The 21,018-nt window shown below is 67.8% G+C and carries 20 protein-coding genes; 16 read left to right on the forward strand and 4 right to left on the reverse strand.

Features of this window, described 5'->3' with window-relative positions; genetic code table 11:
* The first annotated feature begins 40 nt into the window (after positions 1–40).
* The 13 genes from K3F48_RS09765 to K3F48_RS09825 all read left to right on the forward strand — a co-directional run bounded on the left by K3F48_RS09765 (position 41) and on the right by K3F48_RS09825 (position 13,670).
* On the forward strand, positions 41–1,948 hold the full coding sequence (locus K3F48_RS09765) for a peptidylprolyl isomerase (RefSeq protein ID WP_222575243.1): 1,908 nt from the start codon (positions 41–43) through the stop codon (positions 1,946–1,948).
* Positions 1,945–3,480, forward strand: coding sequence for an anthranilate synthase component I (trpE, locus tag K3F48_RS09770; protein WP_222575244.1), 1,536 nt, complete (start codon positions 1,945–1,947; stop codon positions 3,478–3,480). The genes K3F48_RS09765 and trpE overlap by 4 nt, the downstream gene beginning before the upstream one ends.
* 128 nt (positions 3,481–3,608) lie before the next feature.
* Complete coding sequence (locus K3F48_RS09775; protein ID WP_222575245.1) at positions 3,609–4,172, forward strand: DUF6163 family protein; 564 nt, start codon at positions 3,609–3,611, stop codon at positions 4,170–4,172.
* A gap of 204 nt (positions 4,173–4,376) precedes the next feature.
* Positions 4,377–4,889, forward strand: a complete 513-nt coding sequence (gene ldtR / locus K3F48_RS09780) for a transcriptional regulator LdtR (protein ID WP_222575246.1) — start codon at positions 4,377–4,379, stop codon at positions 4,887–4,889.
* A 205-nt stretch (positions 4,890–5,094) separates the two neighbouring features.
* Positions 5,095–6,192, forward strand: coding sequence for a site-2 protease family protein (locus K3F48_RS09785; RefSeq protein WP_222575247.1), 1,098 nt, complete (start codon positions 5,095–5,097; stop codon positions 6,190–6,192).
* A 90-nt stretch (positions 6,193–6,282) separates the two neighbouring features.
* Entirely contained in the window at positions 6,283–6,894 is a 612-nt protein-coding gene (locus tag K3F48_RS09790; protein WP_222575248.1) for an aminodeoxychorismate/anthranilate synthase component II, read from the forward strand.
* Positions 6,895–7,036: 142 nt separating this feature from the next.
* A complete protein-coding gene (gene trpD, locus K3F48_RS09795; protein ID WP_222575249.1) occupies positions 7,037–8,068 on the forward strand; it encodes an anthranilate phosphoribosyltransferase in 1,032 nt (343 codons plus the stop codon).
* A 246-nt stretch (positions 8,069–8,314) separates the two neighbouring features.
* Positions 8,315–9,139 carry an indole-3-glycerol phosphate synthase TrpC gene (trpC, locus tag K3F48_RS09800; RefSeq protein WP_222575250.1) on the forward strand — a complete coding sequence of 275 codons (825 nt, stop codon included), beginning with the start codon at positions 8,315–8,317 and terminating at the stop codon, positions 9,137–9,139.
* Between the two features lie 3 nt (positions 9,140–9,142).
* Positions 9,143–9,637, forward strand: coding sequence for a cyclic pyranopterin monophosphate synthase MoaC (gene moaC / locus K3F48_RS09805; RefSeq protein ID WP_222575251.1), 495 nt, complete (start codon positions 9,143–9,145; stop codon positions 9,635–9,637).
* Entirely contained in the window at positions 9,630–10,871 is a 1,242-nt protein-coding gene (gene glp, locus K3F48_RS09810) for a gephyrin-like molybdotransferase Glp (protein ID WP_222575252.1), read from the forward strand. Before moaC ends, glp begins: the two co-directional genes overlap by 8 nt.
* A gap of 71 nt (positions 10,872–10,942) precedes the next feature.
* The gene (locus K3F48_RS09815; protein ID WP_222575253.1) at positions 10,943–11,185 is read left to right on the forward strand and encodes a type II toxin-antitoxin system Phd/YefM family antitoxin; all 243 of its coding nucleotides are present in this window, start codon (positions 10,943–10,945) and stop codon (positions 11,183–11,185) included.
* Complete coding sequence (locus tag K3F48_RS09820; RefSeq protein WP_222575254.1) at positions 11,182–11,607, forward strand: type II toxin-antitoxin system VapC family toxin; 426 nt, start codon at positions 11,182–11,184, stop codon at positions 11,605–11,607. Before K3F48_RS09815 ends, K3F48_RS09820 begins: the two co-directional genes overlap by 4 nt.
* 80 nt (positions 11,608–11,687) lie before the next feature.
* Positions 11,688–13,670, forward strand: coding sequence for a protein meaA (locus tag K3F48_RS09825; RefSeq protein WP_222575255.1), 1,983 nt, complete (start codon positions 11,688–11,690; stop codon positions 13,668–13,670).
* Between the two features lie 197 nt (positions 13,671–13,867).
* Here the strand turns inward: K3F48_RS09825 and K3F48_RS09830 are convergent, their stop codons facing one another.
* On the reverse strand, positions 13,868–14,458 hold the full coding sequence (locus K3F48_RS09830; RefSeq protein WP_222575256.1) for a TetR/AcrR family transcriptional regulator: 591 nt from the start codon (positions 14,456–14,458) through the stop codon (positions 13,868–13,870).
* Positions 14,459–14,647: 189 nt separating this feature from the next.
* On the opposite strand from K3F48_RS09830, the gene K3F48_RS09835 reads away from it, so the two are divergent.
* The 3 genes from K3F48_RS09835 (at position 14,648) to K3F48_RS09845 (ending at position 17,395) form a co-directional block, all read left to right on the forward strand.
* The gene (locus K3F48_RS09835; RefSeq protein WP_222575257.1) at positions 14,648–15,133 is read left to right on the forward strand and encodes a hypothetical protein; all 486 of its coding nucleotides are present in this window, start codon (positions 14,648–14,650) and stop codon (positions 15,131–15,133) included.
* 130 nt (positions 15,134–15,263) lie between these two features.
* Positions 15,264–15,743 carry a cupin domain-containing protein gene (locus K3F48_RS09840; protein ID WP_222575258.1) on the forward strand — a complete coding sequence of 160 codons (480 nt, stop codon included), beginning with the start codon at positions 15,264–15,266 and terminating at the stop codon, positions 15,741–15,743.
* 314 nt (positions 15,744–16,057) lie between these two features.
* The gene (locus K3F48_RS09845) at positions 16,058–17,395 is read left to right on the forward strand and encodes an FAD-dependent monooxygenase (RefSeq protein ID WP_222575259.1); all 1,338 of its coding nucleotides are present in this window, start codon (positions 16,058–16,060) and stop codon (positions 17,393–17,395) included.
* Between the two features lie 14 nt (positions 17,396–17,409).
* Here K3F48_RS09845 and K3F48_RS24845 read toward each other — a convergent pair whose 3' ends face one another.
* From K3F48_RS24845 to K3F48_RS09860, 3 genes are all read right to left on the reverse strand, one after another.
* The gene (locus K3F48_RS24845) at positions 17,410–18,804 is read right to left on the reverse strand and encodes a HAMP domain-containing sensor histidine kinase (RefSeq protein ID WP_222575260.1); all 1,395 of its coding nucleotides are present in this window, start codon (positions 18,802–18,804) and stop codon (positions 17,410–17,412) included.
* Positions 18,801–19,478: a response regulator transcription factor gene (locus K3F48_RS09855; RefSeq protein ID WP_222575261.1), complete on the reverse strand. Its 678-nt coding sequence runs from the start codon at positions 19,476–19,478 to the stop codon at positions 18,801–18,803. Before K3F48_RS09855 ends, K3F48_RS24845 begins: the two co-directional genes overlap by 4 nt.
* Before the next feature lie 288 nt (positions 19,479–19,766).
* Complete coding sequence (locus K3F48_RS09860; RefSeq protein ID WP_222575262.1) at positions 19,767–20,885, reverse strand: helix-turn-helix transcriptional regulator; 1,119 nt, start codon at positions 20,883–20,885, stop codon at positions 19,767–19,769.
* Positions 20,886–21,018: the final 133 nt, after the last annotated feature.

Raw genomic sequence — 21,018 nt, forward strand, 5'->3', positions numbered from 1 at the left:
AAGAGCCGGATCAGCCGAGCCCAAGGGAAACGAGAACGTCATGCTGGAAGGCCTGCGCACCGCCTCGCAACATCGGATCGGCCGCATCATCCTCGGAATTGTCATGGGCTTCATCGCCCTGAGCTTCGCCGTCTGGGGCATAGGCGACGTGTTCCGCGGCTTCTCGACGGCGCGGCTCGCCAAGGTCGGCTCGGGTGAAGTCTCGGTCGAGGCCTATCGCGCCGCCTATCAGAACGAGCTGCGCCGCCTCCAGCAGCGCGCCCGCCGCGCCATCACCAATGAGGAGGCGCGCCGCTACGGGCTCGACGAGCAGGTGCTGCAGCGGATGATCACCGAGCTCACGCTCGACCAGAAGGCGCGCGCGCTCGGCCTCGCCATCGGCGAGCCCGAGGTGCTGAAGCTGACCCGCGACGAGACTGTGTTCAAGGGCCCGAGCGGCAAGTTCGACGCCGACCGCTTCAAGGGCATCCTGCGCGACGCGGGCTATACCGAGCGCAGCTTCCTCGCCGAGCAGAAGGGCAGCTATGTGCGCAAGGAGCTGACCGATGCGGTCGTCGGCGCGTTGGAGCCGCCGCAGCTGGTGCTCGAGGCGCTGCACCGCTTCCGCAACGAGGCGCGCGACGTCGATTATTTCGAGCTGCCCGCCTCCGCCGCCGGCGAGATCGCCGCTCCGACCGAGGAGGAGCTGAAGACGTATTTCGACGACCACGAGCAGAGCTTCCGCGCCAAGGAATATCGCAAGCTCGTCATTCTCGCCGCCACGCCGGCGAGCCTCGCCAAGCCGCAGGACGTCTCCGAGGAGGAGGCGCGCAAGCTCTATGACGAGGTGAAGACGAAGCGCTATGGCACGCCCGAGAAGCGCCATCTGCGCCAGCTTCTCTTCGCCGCCAAGGAGGAGGCCGAGGCGGCGCTGCAGCGGCTGCAGGGCGGCCTCGCCTTCGAGGCGCTCGCCGCCGAGCGCAAGCTCGGCGCCAAGGACATCGACCTCGGCCTGCTCGAGGCCAAGGATCTCGGCGAGATCAAGCTCTCCGACAGAGTGTTCGCCTCCGACAAGCCCGGCTTCGTCGGCCCCGTGCAGACCGCCTTCGGCTACGCCATTCTCGAGATCGAGAAGATCATTCCGGGCGTCATCTCGCGCAGCTTCGAGCAGACGCGCGACGAATTGCGCGGCGAGATCGCCCGCGAGCGCGCGGCGCCGCAAGTCCGCAAGGTCCATGACGCGATCGAGGATCAGCGCACCGGCGGCAAGGCGCTCGCCGAGGCCGCCGAGAGCGCCGGTCTCGAGGTCGTGACCGTCGAGGCGACCGACGCCGGCGGCCGCGACAAGTCCGGCCAGGAGATCCCGGGCGTCTTCGGCTCCGAGGACCTGCTCAAGGCGGCTTTCGCCTCCGACGTCGGCGTCGACAATGACACGGTGGCGACGCGCGACGGCGGCTATCTCTGGTTCGAGGTCGCCAAGGTCGAGCCGGCGCGTCAGCGCAGCTTCGAGGAGGCGAAGCCGAGCGTCGAGACTGCCGTGCGCGAGGAGCGGCTGCAGAAGGCGCTCGCCGCCAAGGCGGACGCGCTCGCGGCGGAGCTGCGCGGCGGCAAGCCGATCGCAGAGGTCGCCAAATCCGCCGGCGCCGAGGTCCGCCGCGCCAATGAGGTGAAGCGTGCGCCGAATCCGGCGATCCCCAACGCCGCGATCATCGCGATCTTCGACACGCCGGCGCATGGCGCCGGATCGGCGGCGATCGAGGGCGGCCGGCTGGTGTTCGTCGTCGAGAGCGCGACGACGCAGCCCTATGACGCGACCTCCATCGAGGCCAAGGCGGCGGCGGAGCAGCTGAAGCCCGCCTTCACCAACGACATCCTCGAGCAATATGTCGGCGCGCTGGAGAAGATCTACAACGTCAGCATCAATCAGAAGGCGCTCGAGGCGGCGACCGGCGGAGATCAGAGCCAGTGAGCGAGGCGCAGTTCGAGCCGTCCTTCGAGAGCTTCGCGGCGACGCATGAGGCGGGGCGCGGCGCGCTCGTCGCGACGCGGCTCGTCGCCGATCTCGAAACGCCCGTCTCCGCCTATCTGAAGCTCGCGCGCCATCGGCCGGCGAACACCTTCCTGCTCGAATCGGTCGAGGGCGGCGCCGCGCGCGGCCGCTATTCGATGATCGGACTCGATCCGGACGTCGTGTTGCGCATCGACGGCGACAAGGCCTCGATCAGCCGCCGCGCGCCCGCCGATTTCGAGCCCGGCGCCTTCGAGCCCTGCGCGGAGCCGCCGCTCGACGCGCTGCGCGCGCTGATCGCGGAATCGACGGTCGACCAGGCCGCGCATCTGCCGCCCATGGCGGCCGGCGTGTTCGGCTATCTCGGCTATGACACGGTGCGGCTGATGGAGCGGCTGCCGCCGGCCAAGCCGGATGCGCTCGGCGTTCCCGACGCGATCCTGCTGCGCCCGACGGTGATGGTCGTGTTCGACACGGTGCGCGACGAGATCATGGTGGTGACGCCGGCGCGTCCGCGGCCGGACGTCTCCGCGAAGATCGCCTATGAGGCCGCGCTCGCGCGTCTCGACGCCGTCGTCGCCACTCTGGAGGCGCCGCTCGAGCAGCGCGAGACGCAGGCCGATCCGTTGCTGCTGGCGCAGCAGCCCGTGTCCAACACGGCGCCCGGGCGCTTCCTCGAAATGGTCGAGCGCGCCAAGACCTACATCCGCGCCGGCGATATTTTTCAGGTGGTGCTGTCGCAGCGCTTCACCGCGCCGTTCGCGCTGCCCGCCTTCGCGCTCTATCGCGCGCTGCGCCGCGTCAATCCGGCGCCCTTTCTGTGCTTCCTCGATTTCGGCGGCTTTCAGATCGTCTGCTCGTCGCCGGAGATTCTCGTGCGCGTGCGCGAGGGCAAGGTGACGATCCGCCCGATCGCCGGCACGCGCTGGCGCAGCGCCGACAAGGCCGAGGACGAGCGCCTCGCCGACGATCTCCTCGCCGACGAGAAGGAGCGCGCCGAGCATCTGATGCTGCTCGATCTCGGACGCAACGACGTCGGCCGCGTCGCCGCGACCGGCACGGTGAATGTGACGGAGAGCTTCGCGATCGAGCGCTACAGCCATGTGATGCACATCGTCTCCAATGTGGAAGGCGCGCTCGATGCATCGCGCGACTGCATCGACGCGCTCGCCGCGGGATTTCCAGCCGGCACCGTCTCCGGCGCGCCGAAAGTGCGCGCGATGGAGATCATCGATGAATTGGAGACGGACAAGCGCGGGCCCTATGGCGGCTGCATCGGCTATTTCGGCGCGGGCGGCGAGATGGACACCTGCATCGTTCTGCGCACGGCGATCGTGAAGGACGGAAAGATGCATGTGCAGGCGGGCGCCGGCGTCGTCTTCGACAGCGATCCCGACTATGAGCATCGCGAGACGGTGAATAAATCGAAGGCGCTGTTCCGCGCCGCGGAAGAGGCCGTGCGCTTCGCGACGCGGCCGAAGCGCGGACAGTAGCGATGAGGCGCGCAAACGCGCAGAAAAGGGCCCTCATCCGACCCGACTTCGTCGGGCCACCTTCTCCCGCAAAGCGGGAGAAGGAGCGCGCTTCGAGAGTTCCGCTCGAATAGCAGGAGCGTCCCCGCTTGACCGAGCATTCGCTGTACGACGACGATGATCCGCACCGGCCGATCCGCGTCGGCGAGGCGAGCGTGTCCGGCGAAGCGACGCGATGGGGCCAGATGCTCACCCTGTTCATGCGGGTGATGGCGCTGTTCTGGCTCGCGCAGGGCTTGATGCAATGGCGCCTCATGCTCATGTCGCAGCAGCCGATCTTCGACGCGCTGCCGACGCATGTCGCCGTTGCGATCGTGTTCTTCGCCGTGCTCGATCTCATCGCCGGCGTCGGCCTGTGGCTGGCGACGCCCTGGGGCGGCGTGCTGTGGCTGCTCATCGCCAGCGCGCAAATCTTCATGACCGCGACAGCGCCGGGCTTCTTCTTCGGCGGTTATTGGCTGGTCGCATTCGATCTCACGCTGATCGGCCTCTATTTTTTCTTGACGTTCGAAGCGGGCCGCGACTACGAGGCGCAACGCCTGCGCGACAAGCGGCGACGACGACGCACGGGCGAGATCGAGGCTGCGGAGCGGCTTCACGAGCGCTGGCGGCGCCGCCTGCGCGAGACATTTTCGCGGCTCGACAGACTGTAGATCGCATCTCTCGCAAAATAAGCACAAAATACGGAAAATTCGAGCGAATCTATTTACCCTGCCGTTACCGCGCGAGCGGTAGTGGAGGTAAACGGCGGATTCAGACTGTTGCTTAAAGCGGTCTTCATTCGCGCCCGCTACGGTCCGCCCATGAATAGGCCGGAGCTCGACATCCGGCGTGAATAGACGAGACGGAGCTTGTTCATGAATACGGCGTCGAAAACCGAAGCGGCGCAGGCGCGCACCGACAAGATCAACGAGATACGGCCGATCTATCTCGAGTCGCTGACCTTGGTCGAGCGCCTGCATCGGCGGCTGCTCGATGTGATCAAGGACGAGTTCGATCGCCGCAATCGCGGCGACGTGAATTCGGTGCAGGCCCTGCTGCTCTACAATATCGGCGACAAGGAGCTGACCGCGAGCGAATTGCGCACGCGCGGCTATTATCTCGGCTCCAACGTCTCCTACAATGTGAAGAAGCTCGTCGAAATGGGCTATCTCCACCACGCCCGCTCGCGCATCGACCGTCGCTCGGTGCGCATCAGCCTGACGCCCAAGGGCAAGGAAGTCCACGACATCGTCGCCGCGCTCTACGACAAGCATGCGACGACGGTCGAGCAGATCGGCGGCGTGTCGTCCGCCGAATTCCGCACCGTCAACACGGCCCTGACGCGCCTCGAGCGTTTCTGGACCGACCAGATCCGCTATCGTCTCTGACGTTCCCTCCCCTCCCCGCTCCCCCTCGAGGGCGGTCGCCGCCAATGCGTCGATCGCCCTTTTTTCGTCCGTGCGAATTCTGATATGAATTGCGTGATCGCGCGGCGCTCGAGGCGCCGCCCCGCGTCTTTGGACTGCTCTGCTTCGCTCGCTATGGCGAAGATTTCGTCGTGGCGACGTCTCGATCTCTGACAGAGGCAAAAGCATGCGCTGGTCGCTCACGCTCGGCAGCTTCAAGGGCACCGCCGTGCGCATTCACGTCACCTTCGTCCTGCTGCTCGCCTGGATCGGCTTCTCCGCCTATCGCAGCGGCGGATGGGAGGCGGCGCGCGACAGCCTGCTGTTCATCACGCTGATCTTCACTTGCGTGGTGCTGCACGAGTTCGGCCACATATTGACCGCGCGCCGCTTCGGCATCGTCTCGACCGAGGTCACGCTGCTGCCGATCGGCGGCGTCGCCAATCTCGCGCATATGCCCGAGAAGCCGGGACAGGAGCTGCTGGTGGCGATCGCCGGCCCGATGGTGAACATCGTCATCGCCTTCGCCCTCTTCGTCGCGCTGGGCGCGTTTCAGCCGGAGGCGCTGACGCGGCTCGACGACCCGCATCTCGGCCTGCTTCCCCGCTTGGCGGCGGCCAATCTGTTTCTCGCCGTCTTCAATATGATTCCGGCGTTTCCGATGGACGGCGGCCGCGTGCTGCGCGCGGCGCTCGCTCTGTGGCTCGATCGCGCCAAGGCGACGCGCATCGCCGCATCGGTCGGTCAGATGTTCGCCTTCGCGCTCGGCTTTCTCGGCCTGTTCGGCAATCCTCTGCTCGTGTTCATCGCCATCTTCGTCTACATGGCCGCGGCCGGCGAGGCGCAGATGACCCAAGCGAGCGAGGCGACGCGCGGACTAGTCGTCGCCGACGCCATGGAGACGCGCATAGCGGCGATCGACTGGGGCGCCGACCTCGCCGAGGCCGTGGATATTCTGCTCGCCACCTCGCAGGAGGAGTTTCCGGTCGTCGCCGGCGGCGGCCGCTTCATGGGCCTGCTCGGCCGCGCCGACATCATCGAGGCGCTGAAGAGCGAGGCGCGCAGCGCGCCGATCGCCCCTTATGTGCGGCGAAGCCCGCCGACGGTCGGCGCGACCGCCCCGCTCGACAAGACCATCGAGAGCTTCGGCGAAGCGGCGGCGATCGGGGTGCTCGACGAGGACGGCGCGCTGGTCGGCCTCCTGACCCGGCAGAGCCTCGCGGAGATCGTGCTCATCGCCAATCTGCGGCCCGACTGGAGGCTGGCGCGACGCGGACAGGGGTGACGAGAACGAACTCGAGCGTCGATTGACTTGATCGATTGAACGGTCGAAAAAGCGCCATCGCCCCGACGGCGACGCCAATGGACCGCAGAAATGGCCAAAGTCACGCTCATCGACAATTACGACAGCTTCACCTTCAACCTCGTGCATTATTTCGGATCGCTCGGGGCCGAGGTGACGGTGTGGCGCAATGACGCGATCTCGGCCGATGCGGCGCTGGCGGCGGGGCCCGACGCCATCGTTCTCTCCCCCGGTCCGTGCACGCCCAGGGAGGCGGGCGTGTGCCTCGACCTCATCGCCGCCGCCTGGGACAAGGTCCCGATCTTCGGCGTCTGCCTCGGCCATCAGGCGATCGGCCTCTCCTTCGGCGGCGACGTCGTCCGCGCGCCGCTTCCCGTCCACGGCAAGATGGCGACGATCCTACACCAGGGCGAGACCATTTTCCGCGGCATCGACAAGCCGTTCCTGGCGACGCGCTATCATTCGCTGATCGTCGCGCGCGAAACCCTGCCCGCCTCTCTGCGCATCACCGCCGAGACGCCCGATGGCCTCATCATGGGCCTCTCGCACGAGAGCGCCCCCGTGCATGGCGTGCAGTTCCATCCCGAGAGCATCACCTCCGAGCACGGGCACAAGATCCTCGGCAATTTCCTCGATCTCGCGCAGGAATGGAACGAGACCCGCCGCCGCGCCAAAGTGGCGTGACGCTCTGTGGCCGCTGCAGCCCCCCTCACCCTGAGGAGCGCGCGAAGCGCGCGTCTCGAAGGGTCACGCCGCCGGGCGCGCTCTGGAGCATCCTTCGAGACGCGCCCTGCGGGCGCTCCTCAGGACGAGGGGGTTGGATAGAATGACCGACCTCGTTCCCTTCCTCGCGACGATCGCCACGGGCGCGACGCTCTCGCGCGCGGAGGCGCGCGCGGCGGTGTCCGTCATCCTCGAAGGCGGCGCGACGCCAGCGCAGCTCGGCGCCTTTCTGATGGGGCTGCGGCTGCGCGGCGAAAGCCTCGAGGAGATCATCGGCGGGGCTGTGGCCATGCGCGCGGCCATGGCGGCGGTCGAAGGCGCCGCCGACGCCATCGACATCGTCGGCACCGGCGGCGACGGCGCCGGCACTTACAACGTCTCGACCCTGGCCGCGCTGATCGTCGCCGGCTGCGGCGTGCGGGTGGCCAAGCATGGCGGCCGCGCCGCCTCCTCGCGCTCCGGCGCGACCGATGTTCTCGCCGAGCTCGGCGTGCGCGTCGGCGTCGCGCCCGCCCATTCCGGCCGCTGCCTCGCCGAGACCGGGCTCTGCTTCATGGCCGCGCCGACCCATCATCCGGCGCTGCGCCACGCCGCCGCCGCACGCGGCGAGCTCAAGCTGCGCACGCTTTTCAATCTGCTCGGCCCCTTGTGCAATCCCGCCCGCGCCGAGCGCCAGCTGATCGGCGCCTATTCCAAGGAGCTGCTGGAGCCGCTGGCCCGCGCCCTCGCCGAGCTCGGCGCGCGGCGGGCCTGGCTCGTCCATGGGACCGACGGGCTCGACGAGCTGACCACCACCGGCCCGTCGCATGTCGTGGCGCTGGAGGACGGCGCCTTGCGGAGCTTTTCCGTCGCGCCGGAAGAGGCGGGCCTCGCCCGCGCGGCGCCGGCGGCGCTGGTCGGCGGCGACCCCGCCCACAACGCCCGCGCGCTGCGCGCCGTTCTGGAGGGCGAGCGCAACGCCTATCGCGACATCGCCGTCCTCAACGCGGCGGCGGCGCTGATCGTCGCCGAGGCCGCCGCCGATCTGCGCGAAGGCGCCGCGCTGGCGGCGCGGGCGCTCGACAGCGGGGCGGCGAAGGAAAAGCTGGAGGCGCTCGTCCGCGTCTCCAACCGCCCGGAGGCCGCGGCGCCATAGCCTGCATCGGCGCCTGTCGAATCGCGGCGAAGCGCGATATTTTCATGCTATTCTCCGAAAAGGGCGATCTACCCTCCCCTTTGAGGGGGAGGGTCGGCCTGCGAAGCAGGACGGGGTGGGGTGAGCCCCGAGACTCGGGGAGCACCCCCTCCCGAGCGCCTGTGGCGCTCGACCTCCCCCTCGAGGTTGACCGGTCGCGGAGCCCACACGGTTCCACCGTCGGCGATTCCGTTCTAGGTAAGCAGCATGACCGACATTCTGAGCAAGATCGAAGCCTATAAGCGAACCGAGATCAACGACGCCAAGGTGCGCATGCCGCTCTCGACGCTCGAGCGCAATGTGCGCGACCATGATCCGCCGCGCGGCTTCATCCATGCGATCGAAGGCAAGCTCGCCGAAGGGCGCATCGCCCTCATCGCCGAGATCAAGAAGGCGAGCCCGTCGAAGGGCGTGCTGCGCCCCGATTTCGATCCGCCGGCGCTCGCTCGGGGCTATGAAGCCGGCGGCGCCGCCTGCCTCTCCGTGCTCACCGACGGCCCGTCCTTTCAGGGCAAGCTCGAGGATTTGGAGGCCGCCCGCAAAGCGACGCATCTGCCGGCGATCCGCAAGGATTTCCTCTACGATCGTTATCAAGTGTTCGAGGCGCGCGCCTTCGGCGCCGATTGCATTTTGATCATCATGGCCGCCGTCACCGACGAGGAGGCCAAGGCGCTCAACACGGCCGCGCATGATCTCGGCATGGACGTGCTCGTCGAAGTGCATAACGAGCGCGAGCTCGATCGCGCGCTGCCGCTGGAGACGCGGCTCGTCGGCGTCAATAATCGCGATCTGCACACATTCGACGTGACGCTCGAGACCACAGAGCGCCTCGCCGAGCGCATTCCCAAGGACCGCATCATCGTCGCCGAGAGCGGCATCGCGACGCATGACGATTGTCTGCGGCTCGAAAAATCCGGCGTCTTCACCTTTCTCGTCGGCGAGAGCCTCGTGCGCAAGGACGATGTGACGGCGGCGACGCGCGCGCTGCTGCACGGCGCCTCGGCGACCGAGCACAGGCGCGCGCGTGTCTGAGCCATGAGCGCGCTCACACATCTTTCGAACAAGGGCGAGGCGCATATCGTCGACGTCTCCGACAAGCCGGAGACGAAGCGCGTCGCGCGCGCGAGGGGCCGAATCGTCATGAAAGCGGCGACTCTCGCGCTCGCGCTCGAGGGGCAGGCGAAGAAGGGCGATGTGTTCGGCGTCGCGCGCATCGCCGGCATCATGGCGGCGAAGCGGACGCATGAGCTGATCCCGCTCTGTCATCCCCTGCCGGTCACCAAGATTGCTGTCGATGTCGAGCCAGACGAGGCTCTTCCCGGCGTGACGGTGATGGCCGAAGTCTCCGTGACTGGCAAGACCGGCGTGGAGATGGAGGCGCTGACCGCGGTGAGCGTCGCGCTGCTGACCGTCTATGACATGCTGAAAGCCGTCGATCGCTTCATGCGCATCGAGGGCGTGGAGCTATTGGAAAAGCGCGGCGGACGCTCCGGCGAATGGCGCCGCGACGAAATGGACAAAAATGGCTGACGACAAATTGCTGTCCGTGGACGAGGCGCTCGCCCGCGTGCTCGCGGGCGTGACGCGCCTCGGCGAGGAGGAGGTTCCGCTCGCGAAGGCGCTCGGCCGCACTCTGGCCGCCGATCTCGTCTCGCGCCGCACCCAGCCGCCGGTCGCCGTCTCGGCCATGGACGGCTATGCGCTGCGCGCCGCCGATCTTTCGGCGCCGGGCGCGCGGCTGACGCGCGTCGGCGAGAGCGCCGCCGGCCATGGCTATGGCGCCCCGCTCGGCGCCGGCGAGACCGTGCGCATTTTCACCGGCGCCCCCGTGCCCGAGGGCGCCGACACGATCCTCTTGCAGGAGGACGCGACCATCGACGCCGCCGGCGTCGGCGCAGCCTCCCCGCCGCCGGCCGGCCGCCACATCCGCCCGCGCGGCCTCGATTTTCGCGAGGGCGACGCCGCGTTCTTTTCCGGAACGCGGCTCGGCCCGAGCGAGCTGGCGCTCGCCGCCGCGATCAACCATCCGCAGCTAGCAGTGGCGCGCCGCCCGCGCGTGGCGCTGATCGCTTCCGGCGACGAGCTGGTTCCGCCCGGCGCCGAGCCCGGGCCGAGCCAGATCATCGCCTGCAACGGCTACGCCGTCGCCGCCATTGCCGAAACCGCCGGGGCCGAAGTGGTCGACCTCGGCATCTTCCGCGACGACATCGCCGAATTGGAAATGGGATTTGCTCTCGCGCGCGAGCAGCGGGCCGATATTCTGGTCACGCTGGGCGGCGCTTCGGTCGGCGACCACGATCTTCTCCGCCCGGCCCTCGCCCGCCAGGGCATGACGCTGGATTTCTGGCGCATCGCGATGCGGCCGGGCAAGCCGCTGATCCACGGAATGCTCGGCGAGACGCGCATTCTGGGCCTGCCCGGCAATCCGGTGGCGGCGATCGTCTGCGCCCTCGTCTTCCTCGCCCCGCTGATCCGCGCGCTGCAAGGCGATCCACGCGCCGGCGCCGACGAGAGCGAGGCCGCCATCGCCGGCGCCCCGCTGAAGCCCAACAAAGGCCGCCGCGATTTTATGCGCGCGAGGCTCGGTCGCGATGCGGAAGGGCGGCTGGTGGCGACGCCGGAGCCTTTGCAGGACTCTTCGCTGCTGACCGAGCTGGTCCGCTCCCAGGCCCTGCTGATCCGCGACGCCGGCGCGCCGGCGGTGGAGGCGGGAGGGGCTTGCCGTGTGCTGCGGCTGCCGGGGGCGTTCGTCGGAGGTAGTTGAGAGCGGTTCACTGGCGTTTGCCGGCACGATCCCATATACTGGTCATCTAGATAGTCATGAGGAAGGCGACGATGAGCGCGGTCACCATTGCCGAGGCCAAGGCCCATCTGAGCGAGCTCGTCGAGCGAGCGGCAGGGGGGGAGACTGTCTGTGTTACGCGGCGGGGCAAGGCGATCGCTAAAATCGCGCCGCTGGACCAGCCGCGAAAGCGAGTAGACGTTGCGGCGCTACGCGCATTGACCGAACGAATGCCGCTGCAAACCGAGCCTTCGAGCGAGTTCGTGCGCCGCATGCGGGACGAGGACCGCTATTGACGCTCTATCTCGACACGTCGCTACTGGTGGCGGCGCTGACCCGGGAAGCGCGAACCGATCAGATTCAAGGCTGGCTATACGAGCAAGAGCCGGGCGCGCTCGCCATCAGCGAATGGACGGTCACCGAGTTCTCATCCGCTCTGTCCATCAAACTGCGCACCGGCGCCATCGATGCTCGTCAACGCGCCGAAGCTTTGGCGGCGGCGGCGCGCCTTTTCTCCGACAGCTTCACCCTTCTGCCGATCACCTCGAACGAATTCCGCGTGGCCGCGAAATTCGTCGACCAGCACGCGCTCGGTCTGCGCGCCGGGGACGCCCTTCATCTCGCCGTCAGCGCCGCGCATGGCGCGACGCTCTGCACGCTCGATCGGCGCCTCGCCGAGGCGGGACCGCCACTCGGCGTCCCGACGCTGACGCCCTGACGGCCTCGAAGGCTTCACCCGGGCGCTTTCGCCTAAACGCTTTCCTGTGTTATCGCCTCCTTCGGAGGGAGACCGAACACATGACCGAATCCGCTGCCCCGCGTCGCGACAAGCCCTGGCTGTTCCGCACCTATGCCGGCCATTCCACGGCCGCCGAGTCGAACCGCCTCTATCGCTCCAATCTCGCCAAGGGCCAGACCGGTCTCTCCATCGCCTTCGATCTGCCGACCCAGACCGGCTATGACAGCGACCATATCCTCTCGCGCGGCGAGGTCGGCAAGGTCGGCGTGCCCGTCTCCCATCTCGGCGACATGCGCACGCTGTTCGACGGCATTCCGATCGCCGACATGAACACGTCGATGACCATCAACGCCACCGCCGTCTGGCTGTTCGCGCTCTATATCGCCGCGGCCGACGAGCAGGGCGCGCCGCGCGGAAAGCTGCAGGGCACGACGCAGAACGACATCATCAAGGAATATCTTTCGCGCGGTTCTTATGTGTTTCCGCCGGCGCAGTCGCTGCGGCTGACGCAGGACCTCATTCTCTTCACCACGAAGGAATGTCCGAAATTCAACCCGATGAATGTCTGCTCCTATCATCTGCAGGAGGCCGGCGCGACGCCGGCGCAGGAGCTGGCCTATGCGCTCGCCACCGCTTGCGCCATTCTCGACGGCGTGAAGGCCGCCGGCCTTTCGGACAAGGACTTTTCCGAGGTGGTCGGGCGCATCTCCTTCTTCGTCAACGCCGGCATGCGCTTCGTCACCGAGCTGTGCAAGATGCGCGCTTTCGTCGAGCTGTGGGACGAGATCACCCGCGACCGCTATGGCGTCACGGACGAGAAATCGCGCCGCTTCCGCTACGGCGTGCAGGTCAATTCGCTCGGCCTCACCGAGCAGCAGCCGGAAAACAACGTCTATCGCATCCTCATCGAGGCGCTGGCCGTCGTGCTGTCGAAGAACGCCCGCGCCCGCGCCGTGCAGCTGCCGGCCTGGAACGAGGCGCTCGGCCTGCCGCGCCCCTTCGATCAGCAATGGTCGCTGCGCATGCAGCAGATCATGGCCTATGAGACCGACCTGCTCGAATATGGCGACATATTCGACGGCAATCCGGCGATCGCCAAAAAGGTCGCGGCGCTGAAGGAAGAGGCCGTCGCCGAGCTGAAGAAGATCGACGAGCTGGGCGGCGCCGCCGCCGCGGTCGAGGCCGGCTATATGAAATCCAAGCTCGTCGAGAGCAACACCGCGCGGCTCGAGGCGATCGAGGCCGGCGAGCAGATCGTCGTCGGCGTCAACAAATTCACCGAGGGCGAGCCCTCGCCGCTCACCGCCGGCGACAATCAGATCATGGTCGTGCCCGAGCATGTCGAGGCCGAGCAGATCGCCCGGCTGAACGCCTGGCGCGCGCAGCGCGACGCCGAGGCGGCGCAGGCGGCGCTCGACGAGCTGGTGCGCGCCGCCAAGGAGGGCCGCAATATGGTCGAGCCGTCGATCGCCGCCGCCAAGGCGGGCGTGACGACCGGCGAATGGGGCGCGGTGCTGCGCGGCGTGTTCGGCGAATATCGCGCGCCGACCGGCGTCTCCTCCACGGCGCGGCAGGTCGGCGGCCAGCTCGACGCCGTGCGCGAGGAGGTGCAGCGCGTCTCCACCAAGATCGGAAAGCGCGCCAAATTCCTGGTCGGCAAGCCGGGCCTCGACGGCCATTCCAATGGCGCCGAGCAGATTGCCGTGCGCGCCCGCGACGCTGGCTTCGACGTGATCTATGCCGGGATTCGCTCGACCCCGGCCGAGCTGGTCGAGACGGCGCAGAAGGAAGGCGCGCATTGCGTCGGCCTCTCCATCCTCTCCGGCTCGCATGTCACGCTCGCGCATGAGGTGCTGCGGCTGATGAAGGAGCAGGGCGTCGAGGCGCCGCTGGTCGTCGGCGGCATCATCCCGCCGGCCGACGAGAAGCTGCTGCGCGAGAATGGGGTGGCGGCGGTCTACACGCCGAAGAATTATGATCTCAACGCGATCATGACCGATCTCGCGCATCTCATCGAGAAGAGCGTCGACGGGCGGGCGTGAGGCGGTCGCCGCGCGGTCTTCGCGAGCGCGGCGAAGCGATCCAGAACGGCGGGCGGCGTCGTGGATCGCTTCGTCGGACTCGCATGCCGGTGGTCGGCCGATGCGCCATGAGCGGGCATTCGAAAAATGACGTCGGCTTCTCCCGACACGAGACGGCGCCGTCACCGATCCGCTCGAACTGAGCGCTGATTGCCCATTCAGCTGCCCTCTTGCACGCCGAGCAGGGTCGCCGCGTTCATGGCGGCTCGGCGAAGCGAGCCGGCGATTTGCTCCGCGAGCCGATCGCTCTTCATAGAACGCGCCAGCGTCAATCCGCCGATCAAAATGCCGAGCATCGACCATGCGCGCGACAGTCGCTGCTCCTCGTCTCCGCCCACCAAGCCATCGGCGACCAGGCCTGCGATCTTTTTCATTTTCGTTTCGAAGAGGGCTTTCACTTCCGGTCCCGATCGCGCGACCTCGGGCGAAAGGGTCGTCATCGCGCAGCCGCATGCGATATCGTCGCGATGGGACTTGCCGAGATAATAATCGGCGAAGGCTCGCACCCAGTCGGCGCCGTGCTCGCTCTGATACTGCGGAATGGCTCCTATCACCTCGTCGAGCCCGAGCTCCAGCGCAGCGCGAAACGCGCCGTCCTTCGAGCCGAGATGGGCGTAAAAGGCTCCCGATGTGACGCCCGCCGCCTTGGCGATGGCGTCGACGCCGACCCCCGCATACCCATGGCTGCGGAAACTTCGACTTGCCGCATCGAGCATGCGCTCACGGGTTTGCTCCTTCTTCGTAGACATCCGCCCTCGACGGCTATTTATCACGACCGCTATTTTTCATGTTGACAAGATAGCGCTCGTTATTCTAGGTGTCATATATCGATCGTTATATAATCCGCTCGACCGCGGCGCAATGGCTCGATCGACAATCGCCGTCGGGACGCGAGAGCCCCGCAGCGTTCCAGCCGCACAAATCAGGAGAAATATTTCATGCTCGAGAAAATCCTATGCCGATCGGTCGTCGCGGCCGTGGTCGCGCTGACGGCCGCGCCAGGAGCCCAGGCCGCAAACCAAGCCTGCATCACGATCGGCGGCGTTGCGATACCGAATTTTTTTGCAGAAGGCGACAACAACCCGATGATCATTTCCGCCGCCCTGACCGGAAGCGTGAACACGGCCGCGGGAAAGATCATCGCGCAACGGCAAACACCGACCGGCCTCGAAATGGATATGGAACATTATTTCGGTCGAGACGACGGCGGCGCCTTTCAAACCAAGGATCTGGCCGTTCTTACCGCCGTGCCGGGAAAGCCCGGTCGATTCATGATCGAGATCGCCTACCACATTCAGGAAAATGTGACCCGTGGGACGCTCAAGGGTTACAAAGGGCAGTTCAACAGCTACGGGCTCGTCGACTTGCGCGATCCGGAAAACTTGGTCGGCCTCGTCCGCTATACCGGCGACATCTGCAAATAAGTTATTTCACGAAAAACCGCCGGGCGACGCTCCGCCACCCGGCTGCTTTGAAACAAACGGATCGACTCCACGCTCACGATGAGCGCAATCAGTCGAATGTCTCCGTTCGCATTAGAGACGAGAAGTCGCAATGCAGCTTTCGCACGAATCCGAGATCGCGCTCGCGAAAATCGAGACGGACATCAAGAGACGCTTGTTTCTGGGAGGGATGCTGGGCGCTGCCGTTGCGTTGTCCTCCGCGCCGCTGAGCGCGCAAATAAAAAGGCGTAGCGATACGATCGTCTCTTCGGACGGGATCAGCCGCACGACTCTCGAACGCTACGAAAACAGCGCGGGGGAGGAGTTTCGGCTGGTCCTCACCAGCTATCCTCCGGGCGTGGGATTGCCCGCTCACCACCATCCCTCGGTCGCTCACAACTACATACTGGAGGGCGTCGCGGAGTCTCAGTACGCGGGCGAGGAGCCGATGAGGTTCACCGCAGGCGAGAGCTATCAGGACAAGGCCGAGGCTCCGCACCTGATTTTCCGAAATCCAGATACGTCTTCTCCACTGAAGTATCTGATCGCCTACACGGTCAAAAAAGGCCAGCCGTTTCTCATCATTCCGTGACATGCGAGATCGTAGAGAGTTCGGGCGGACAACCTGCGCGATATTGGCGACGCGGGCGCTCTCATTGACGATTGCGACCGACTTCTCGATGGCGAGCGGCTTGTCATCGCCTCCGTCGACGACGACCACTGCGCCGCCGGGCGCGATCTTTTCGTGCGACGCCGCAGCGTGAGGCACGGCTTGTTGATCGATTTGGAGGCTAATCGCCGTCGCTCGGGAGCGCTGTGAGCCGGCGCGCGCGCCTCGCGTCGAGGCGCCCGTTTCCCGATCCTGCGGCCTTGGTGTAAGCTCGCCGAGCAGGGAGAACCAAGATCATGGCCGACACCGACGGGGGCGCAGCGCCCGGCATCGAAACGCAGATTCTCGTCGCCGGCGCGGGCTCGACCGGCCTCGCCGCCGCGCTCGCCTTCGCCCGCGCCGGCTGGCGGGTCACGCTCGTCGGTCGCCTGCCGGCGCCCCTGCCCGGCCGCACGGTCGCTCTGTTCGAGGCCTCGGTGCGCTTCCTCGATTCGATCGGCGCGCTCGACGCGGTGCGGGCCGCCGCCTGCCCGATCGAGACCATTCGCATGATCGACGACACCGAGCAGCTGCTGCCGGTGCCCGATCTCGTCATGCGCGCCGAGGAGATCGGCCTTCCCGCCTTCGGCCTCAATGTCTCCAATGACGAGCTGACCGCGATCCTGCTCGAGCGCGCGCGCGCCGCGAGCCTCGACATCGTCGAGGCGGAGATCGTCGATTATGATTTCGAGGGCGACGCCGTGATCGCGACGCTCGCCGACGGGCGCCGCGTCGAGGCGCAATTCGTCATCGCCGCCGACGGGCGCGCGAGCCGCGCGCGCAACGCCGCCGGCATCGACACCAAGGAATGGACCTATCCGCAGGTCGCGCTGACCGCGCTGCTGCGCCACGAGCTGCCGCACGACAATATCTCGACCGAATATCACACGCGCTCCGGCCCCTTCACTCTGGTGCCGCTGCCGGCGCGCGGCGAGGCGCAGAACCGCTCGAGCCTCGTGTGGCTGATGAACCCGCGCGACGCCCGCCGCCGCCTCGCCGAGCCGCGCGCGGAGCTCGAATATGAGCTCGAGGATTTTTCGCGCGGCAAGCTGGGCGCGATGACGATCGAGAGCGGCGTCGGCGAGTTCCGCATGGGCGGAATGCAAGTGTCGCGGCTCACCGCCGGGCGCCTCGCGCTCGTCGGCGAGACCTGCCATGTGTTTCCGCCGATCGGCGCGCAGGGGCTGAACCTGAGCCTGCGCGACGTCGCCGATCTCGAGGACTGCCTCGCCAGCGTCGATCTGCGCAATGAGCGCGAGCTCTCCCGCGCGCTGATGCGCTATGAGCTGCAGCGTCGCGCCGACATCGGCTTCCGCACCCATGGCGTCGATCTGCTCAACCGCTCGCTGATCATTCCCTATCTGCCGATCGACCTCATTCGCGGCGCCGGCTTCGTGGCGATGACGGCGCTCGGCCCGCTGCGCCGCGCGGTGATGCGCGAGGGCGTGGCTCCGCATCTCGCGCGCCCGCGCCTGATGCGCGCCGAGGAGCCGAGAGAGCCGCGCATGCGCGGCAGGCGCCCGCGCCCCGGCGCGGAGCTCGTCGGCGCCGCGCGCGACGCGCTGGCGCTGCTGCGCCGCGGCGCGGCGCGGTAGAAGGCCAGCATCCCTCACGCCGCGACCGCGGCCGCCTCGCTCTTGCGGAGCGCGAGGCGGAAGGTCGCGCCGCCGCCGCGCGTTTCCGCCACCGAGATCGAGCCGCCCATCAGCTCGGCGAGCGTCTTGGAGATGGCGAGGCCGAGGCCGAGGCCGAGGCCGAGGCCGGCGCCATTGCTCTTCGTGACGCGGCGCCAGAACGGCTCGAAGATGTTGTCGCGATCGGCGAGCGGGACGCCGGCGCCATGGTCGACGACCTCCACCATCGCCGTCGCCAGCACGCGCACCTCGACGACGCCCCCTTCCGGCTCGGCGCGCAAGGCGTTGTCGAGCAGATTCGCAATGACGCATTCGAGCGCCCATTTGTCGCCGCGGACGATTGTGCGCGCCGGCGGCGGCTCGAATTCGATGCGCCGGCCGTTCTCGATGACGAGCGGCGTGTAATCGGCGACCATCGCCAGCACAGCGGCGCAAAGGTCGATATCCGTCTCCTTCGGCGCATCGCGAATCGAGAAGCGCGCCGTCGCCAGCAATTGCTCGACGATCGTCTGCGCACGGCGGATGTCGCGCCGCATGGCGCGGCGAAACGCGGCGTCGTCGGGATTGTCGGCATGCGCCCGCATGATGGCGATCGGCGTGCGCAGCTCATGCGCCGCATTGGCCGTGAAGCGGCGCTGCGCCGCGACGCCGGCGTCGAGACGCGACAGCGCGCCATTGACCGCTTCGACGAAAGGCGCGACCTCCCGCGGCGCGTCATCCACGACGACGCGCTTATGCAGCGTGTTCATATCGATCGCCGCGACCTGCTCGGCCGCCGCGCGCAACGGCGCGAGGCCGCGGCGCACTACGACCCAGGCGATGGCGAGCGCGCCGAGCACGGCGGGCGCAATGACGATGGCGCTGTGCGGCGTCAGGAACAGGCAGGCGACCGCGAGAAGATCGCTCCACGCGAAACGATAGCCATAGGCGGCGACGGCGCAGGCGCCCGCCCCGCTGGCGACGCGCCGCAACGATCCGCGCGCGTCCTCCCCGGGAAGGTGGAACTTCAGCGTCGTCGCGTCGATGTCGCGCAGGCCGCCCAGCGCGGCGATGAGCTGCGGCGAGGAGCCGGGAAGAGCGACGCCGGCGCAATCGAACGCCGCATAGAGCGCGCCTGCATTGCTCGCGACATAGGCGCGAAGGGCGGGCGTCGGCTCGAGCCGCGGCGCGCCGCCCTCGCGCGTCACCGACGCGGCGACGAGGGCGTGGAGGCGATATTCTCCCCAATCGTCCGGCGCGACCTGCCAGCCGGGAATGACGCCGGAGATAGAGACGAGGAAATCGGTGATCGGCACGAGCAGCAGCGTGCCGGCGATCTGCGCCGCCGCCAGCCAGAGCATCAGCCGCGCCGAGAGCGAGCGGCGGCTCACGCGGGCGTCCTCGCCAGCATATAGCCGATGCCGCGCGCCGAATGAATCTCGACGCCGGCGCCGAGATCGGCGAGCCGCTTGCGCAGGCGCGAGACCAGAATGTTCAGCGCATTGTCCTGCACCTCGTCGTCGAAGCCATAGACCTCCTCGACGAGGCGGCTGCGCAGCACGATGCGCCCGGCGCAGCGGGCGAGAGTCTCGAGCAGCGCCAGCTCGCGCCGATGCAGCACGACGGGAACGCCGTCGATGGCGACCTCGCGCGCGGCGAGATCGAAGGAGAGACGTCCGACGACGAGGACCGGCGCGCCGGCCGCGCCGGAGCGGCGCAGGCAGGCGCGCACGCGCGCCATCAGCTCGTCGAAATCGACGGGCTTGGCGAGATAATCATCGGCGCCGGCGTCGAGCCCGCTGACGCGCTCGGCGATCGCCTCGCAAGCGGTGAGGATCAGAACGCGCGCGTCGGGCTGCAGGCGCCGCAGCTCCGGCAGCAGATCGAGGCCGTCGCCGTCGGGCAGGCGGCGGTCGAGCAGCGCCAGGCCATAGTGATGGCAGGCGAGCGCCGCGCGCGCATCCTCCAGCGCGCCGACATGATCCGCGATGAAGCCGGAGCGCCCGAGCCGCAGAGCGAGCGCATGCGCCATCTCCGGCTCGTCCTCTACGAGGAGGACGCGCATCGAAACCAGTCGGCGCCGGCGCGCCGCTGCTCGAGATCGGGAACCATCACTTACGCTCCGCCGCTTGCGAACCTTTACGAGCGTAATGCAAAGCCGCGGGCGCATGCAACCGCGGCGCAGCGGCTAGCGGCGCGACTCGGCCGATTTGAACGAGCCTGAAGGCTCGCGGTCCAGGGGCCGCGCTTGGACCGCGAGCCAGGCTCGCCCTCGAGAGGCTTCAAATTCGTCGACGCAAGCCACTCGGCGCCGGACGCGCCACGGCGCTCGCCCTCATGCCGAGCGCCAAATTCAGCATGCCATGCCGAGCCGCGCCGCGAGCGCCACGAGATCGCTCTGACGCCGAAAACCGAGCTTGTGATTGATGTGCTTCAAATGCGTGCGCACCGTCTCGACCGAGAGGCGCAGGCGCTCGGAGGCTTCGCCCGGCGTGTCTCCCTGGCCGATGAGCCGCGCCACGGCGATTTCCGCGGGCGTCAATCCCAGCGCCGCGAAGCCGGCCGAGGCGTCCGCGCCGCTTCCCTTTGCCGTGTCGAAGACGAGCGCCAGCGCCATGGCCGGACGCTTTACGAAACTGCCGGGAACGTAATCCAGCGACAGCGGCATCGCCTGCAGCAGCAGCGGACGCGCGCCGCTGGGACGCGGCAGGGCCAGCGTCGCGGAGCCGGCGAGCGGCGCGTCGAACACATCGCGCAACAGGCCATCGAGCAGCGGCTGCGCGGCTTGCGCCGAGGCGGAGAGGCGCCCGCCCTCGATCGCGAAGCCGTCGCCGAAGAACGCGCGCGCGGCCGCATTGACCGCGACCACCCGACCGGTGCGGGCGATGGCGATCGCCCCGCAGGAGAGGCGGTGGAGAAACGCCTCGAGATCCGGAGCGAGCGGTCCGGCGGACATCCGCAGCCGCTCGTGAATGGAGAAAGCGCGCGACACATGCGGACCGAGCGTCGCGAGCAGCGCGAGCTGGCGGCGCCCGAACGGCCGCTGGCCGAGCCCGCGCTGCACGGCGAGCGAAACCATCGCCGCGGCGTCGGGCGAAGCGGGGAATTTGAATGCGGCGTAATATTCGAGGTCGAACGACCGCAGAAACTCCTGATAGAACGGATCGCGCGCGATCGCCTCCGGCGTCACCAGATCCGCGTCGGTGTAGAGGCCGGCGGCGATCCCGCGCTCGAATGCCGTTCTGATGCGCGGATCGACCAGATTCCAATGGCTCAGATAGGCGTGCGTCGCGTCGCGCAGCGACGGCGACGAAATCAGCGCCTCGGGGCAGGTCTGCGGGATCAATGCGGCGCCGACGCCGCCGACGACGCCGGAGAGGGCCTCGAGCGCGTCTCCCCAGCCGGCGGGCTCCAGGGCGGCTCGATAGAGCTTGTCGACGACGCCCAGCACGTCGCTTTCGCTGACCGGCATCACCTTCCCTTCAGATGCGATTTGGCCTGCCCGCCGAGCGGGGGCGGAGCATAGGGCAAGCGCGGGCCAATGGGCATACTCCGTTCAGGGGATACGCCGGCCGCGGTCGGCTGATAGAGAGAGGGACCCTGCC

It is taken from the genome of Methylosinus sp. Sm6 (assembly GCF_019802345.1).
GTDB lineage: Bacteria > Pseudomonadota > Alphaproteobacteria > Rhizobiales > Beijerinckiaceae > Methylosinus.

Coding starts and splice junctions, on each gene's coding strand:
- K3F48_RS09765 (WP_222575243.1), top strand. CDS start 41: ATGCTGGAAGGCCTGCGCACCGCCTCGCAACATCGGATCGGCCGCATC.
- trpC (WP_222575250.1), top strand. CDS start 8,315: ATGACCGACATTCTGAGCAAGATCGAAGCCTATAAGCGAACCGAGATC.
- moaC (WP_222575251.1), top strand. CDS start 9,143: ATGAGCGCGCTCACACATCTTTCGAACAAGGGCGAGGCGCATATCGTC.
- K3F48_RS09835 (WP_222575257.1), top strand. CDS start 14,648: ATGCTCGAGAAAATCCTATGCCGATCGGTCGTCGCGGCCGTGGTCGCG.
- K3F48_RS09785 (WP_222575247.1), top strand. CDS start 5,095: ATGCGCTGGTCGCTCACGCTCGGCAGCTTCAAGGGCACCGCCGTGCGC.
- K3F48_RS09855 (WP_222575261.1), bottom strand. CDS start 19,478: ATGCGCGTCCTCCTCGTAGAGGACGAGCCGGAGATGGCGCATGCGCTC.
- K3F48_RS09830 (WP_222575256.1), bottom strand. CDS start 14,458: ATGTCTACGAAGAAGGAGCAAACCCGTGAGCGCATGCTCGATGCGGCA.
- K3F48_RS09840 (WP_222575258.1), top strand. CDS start 15,264: ATGCAGCTTTCGCACGAATCCGAGATCGCGCTCGCGAAAATCGAGACG.
- K3F48_RS09825 (WP_222575255.1), top strand. CDS start 11,688: ATGACCGAATCCGCTGCCCCGCGTCGCGACAAGCCCTGGCTGTTCCGC.
- glp (WP_222575252.1), top strand. CDS start 9,630: ATGGCTGACGACAAATTGCTGTCCGTGGACGAGGCGCTCGCCCGCGTG.
- ldtR (WP_222575246.1), top strand. CDS start 4,377: ATGAATACGGCGTCGAAAACCGAAGCGGCGCAGGCGCGCACCGACAAG.
- K3F48_RS09790 (WP_222575248.1), top strand. CDS start 6,283: ATGGCCAAAGTCACGCTCATCGACAATTACGACAGCTTCACCTTCAAC.
- K3F48_RS09860 (WP_222575262.1), bottom strand. CDS start 20,885: ATGCCGGTCAGCGAAAGCGACGTGCTGGGCGTCGTCGACAAGCTCTAT.
- K3F48_RS09845 (WP_222575259.1), top strand. CDS start 16,058: ATGGCCGACACCGACGGGGGCGCAGCGCCCGGCATCGAAACGCAGATT.
- trpD (WP_222575249.1), top strand. CDS start 7,037: ATGACCGACCTCGTTCCCTTCCTCGCGACGATCGCCACGGGCGCGACG.
- K3F48_RS09815 (WP_222575253.1), top strand. CDS start 10,943: ATGAGCGCGGTCACCATTGCCGAGGCCAAGGCCCATCTGAGCGAGCTC.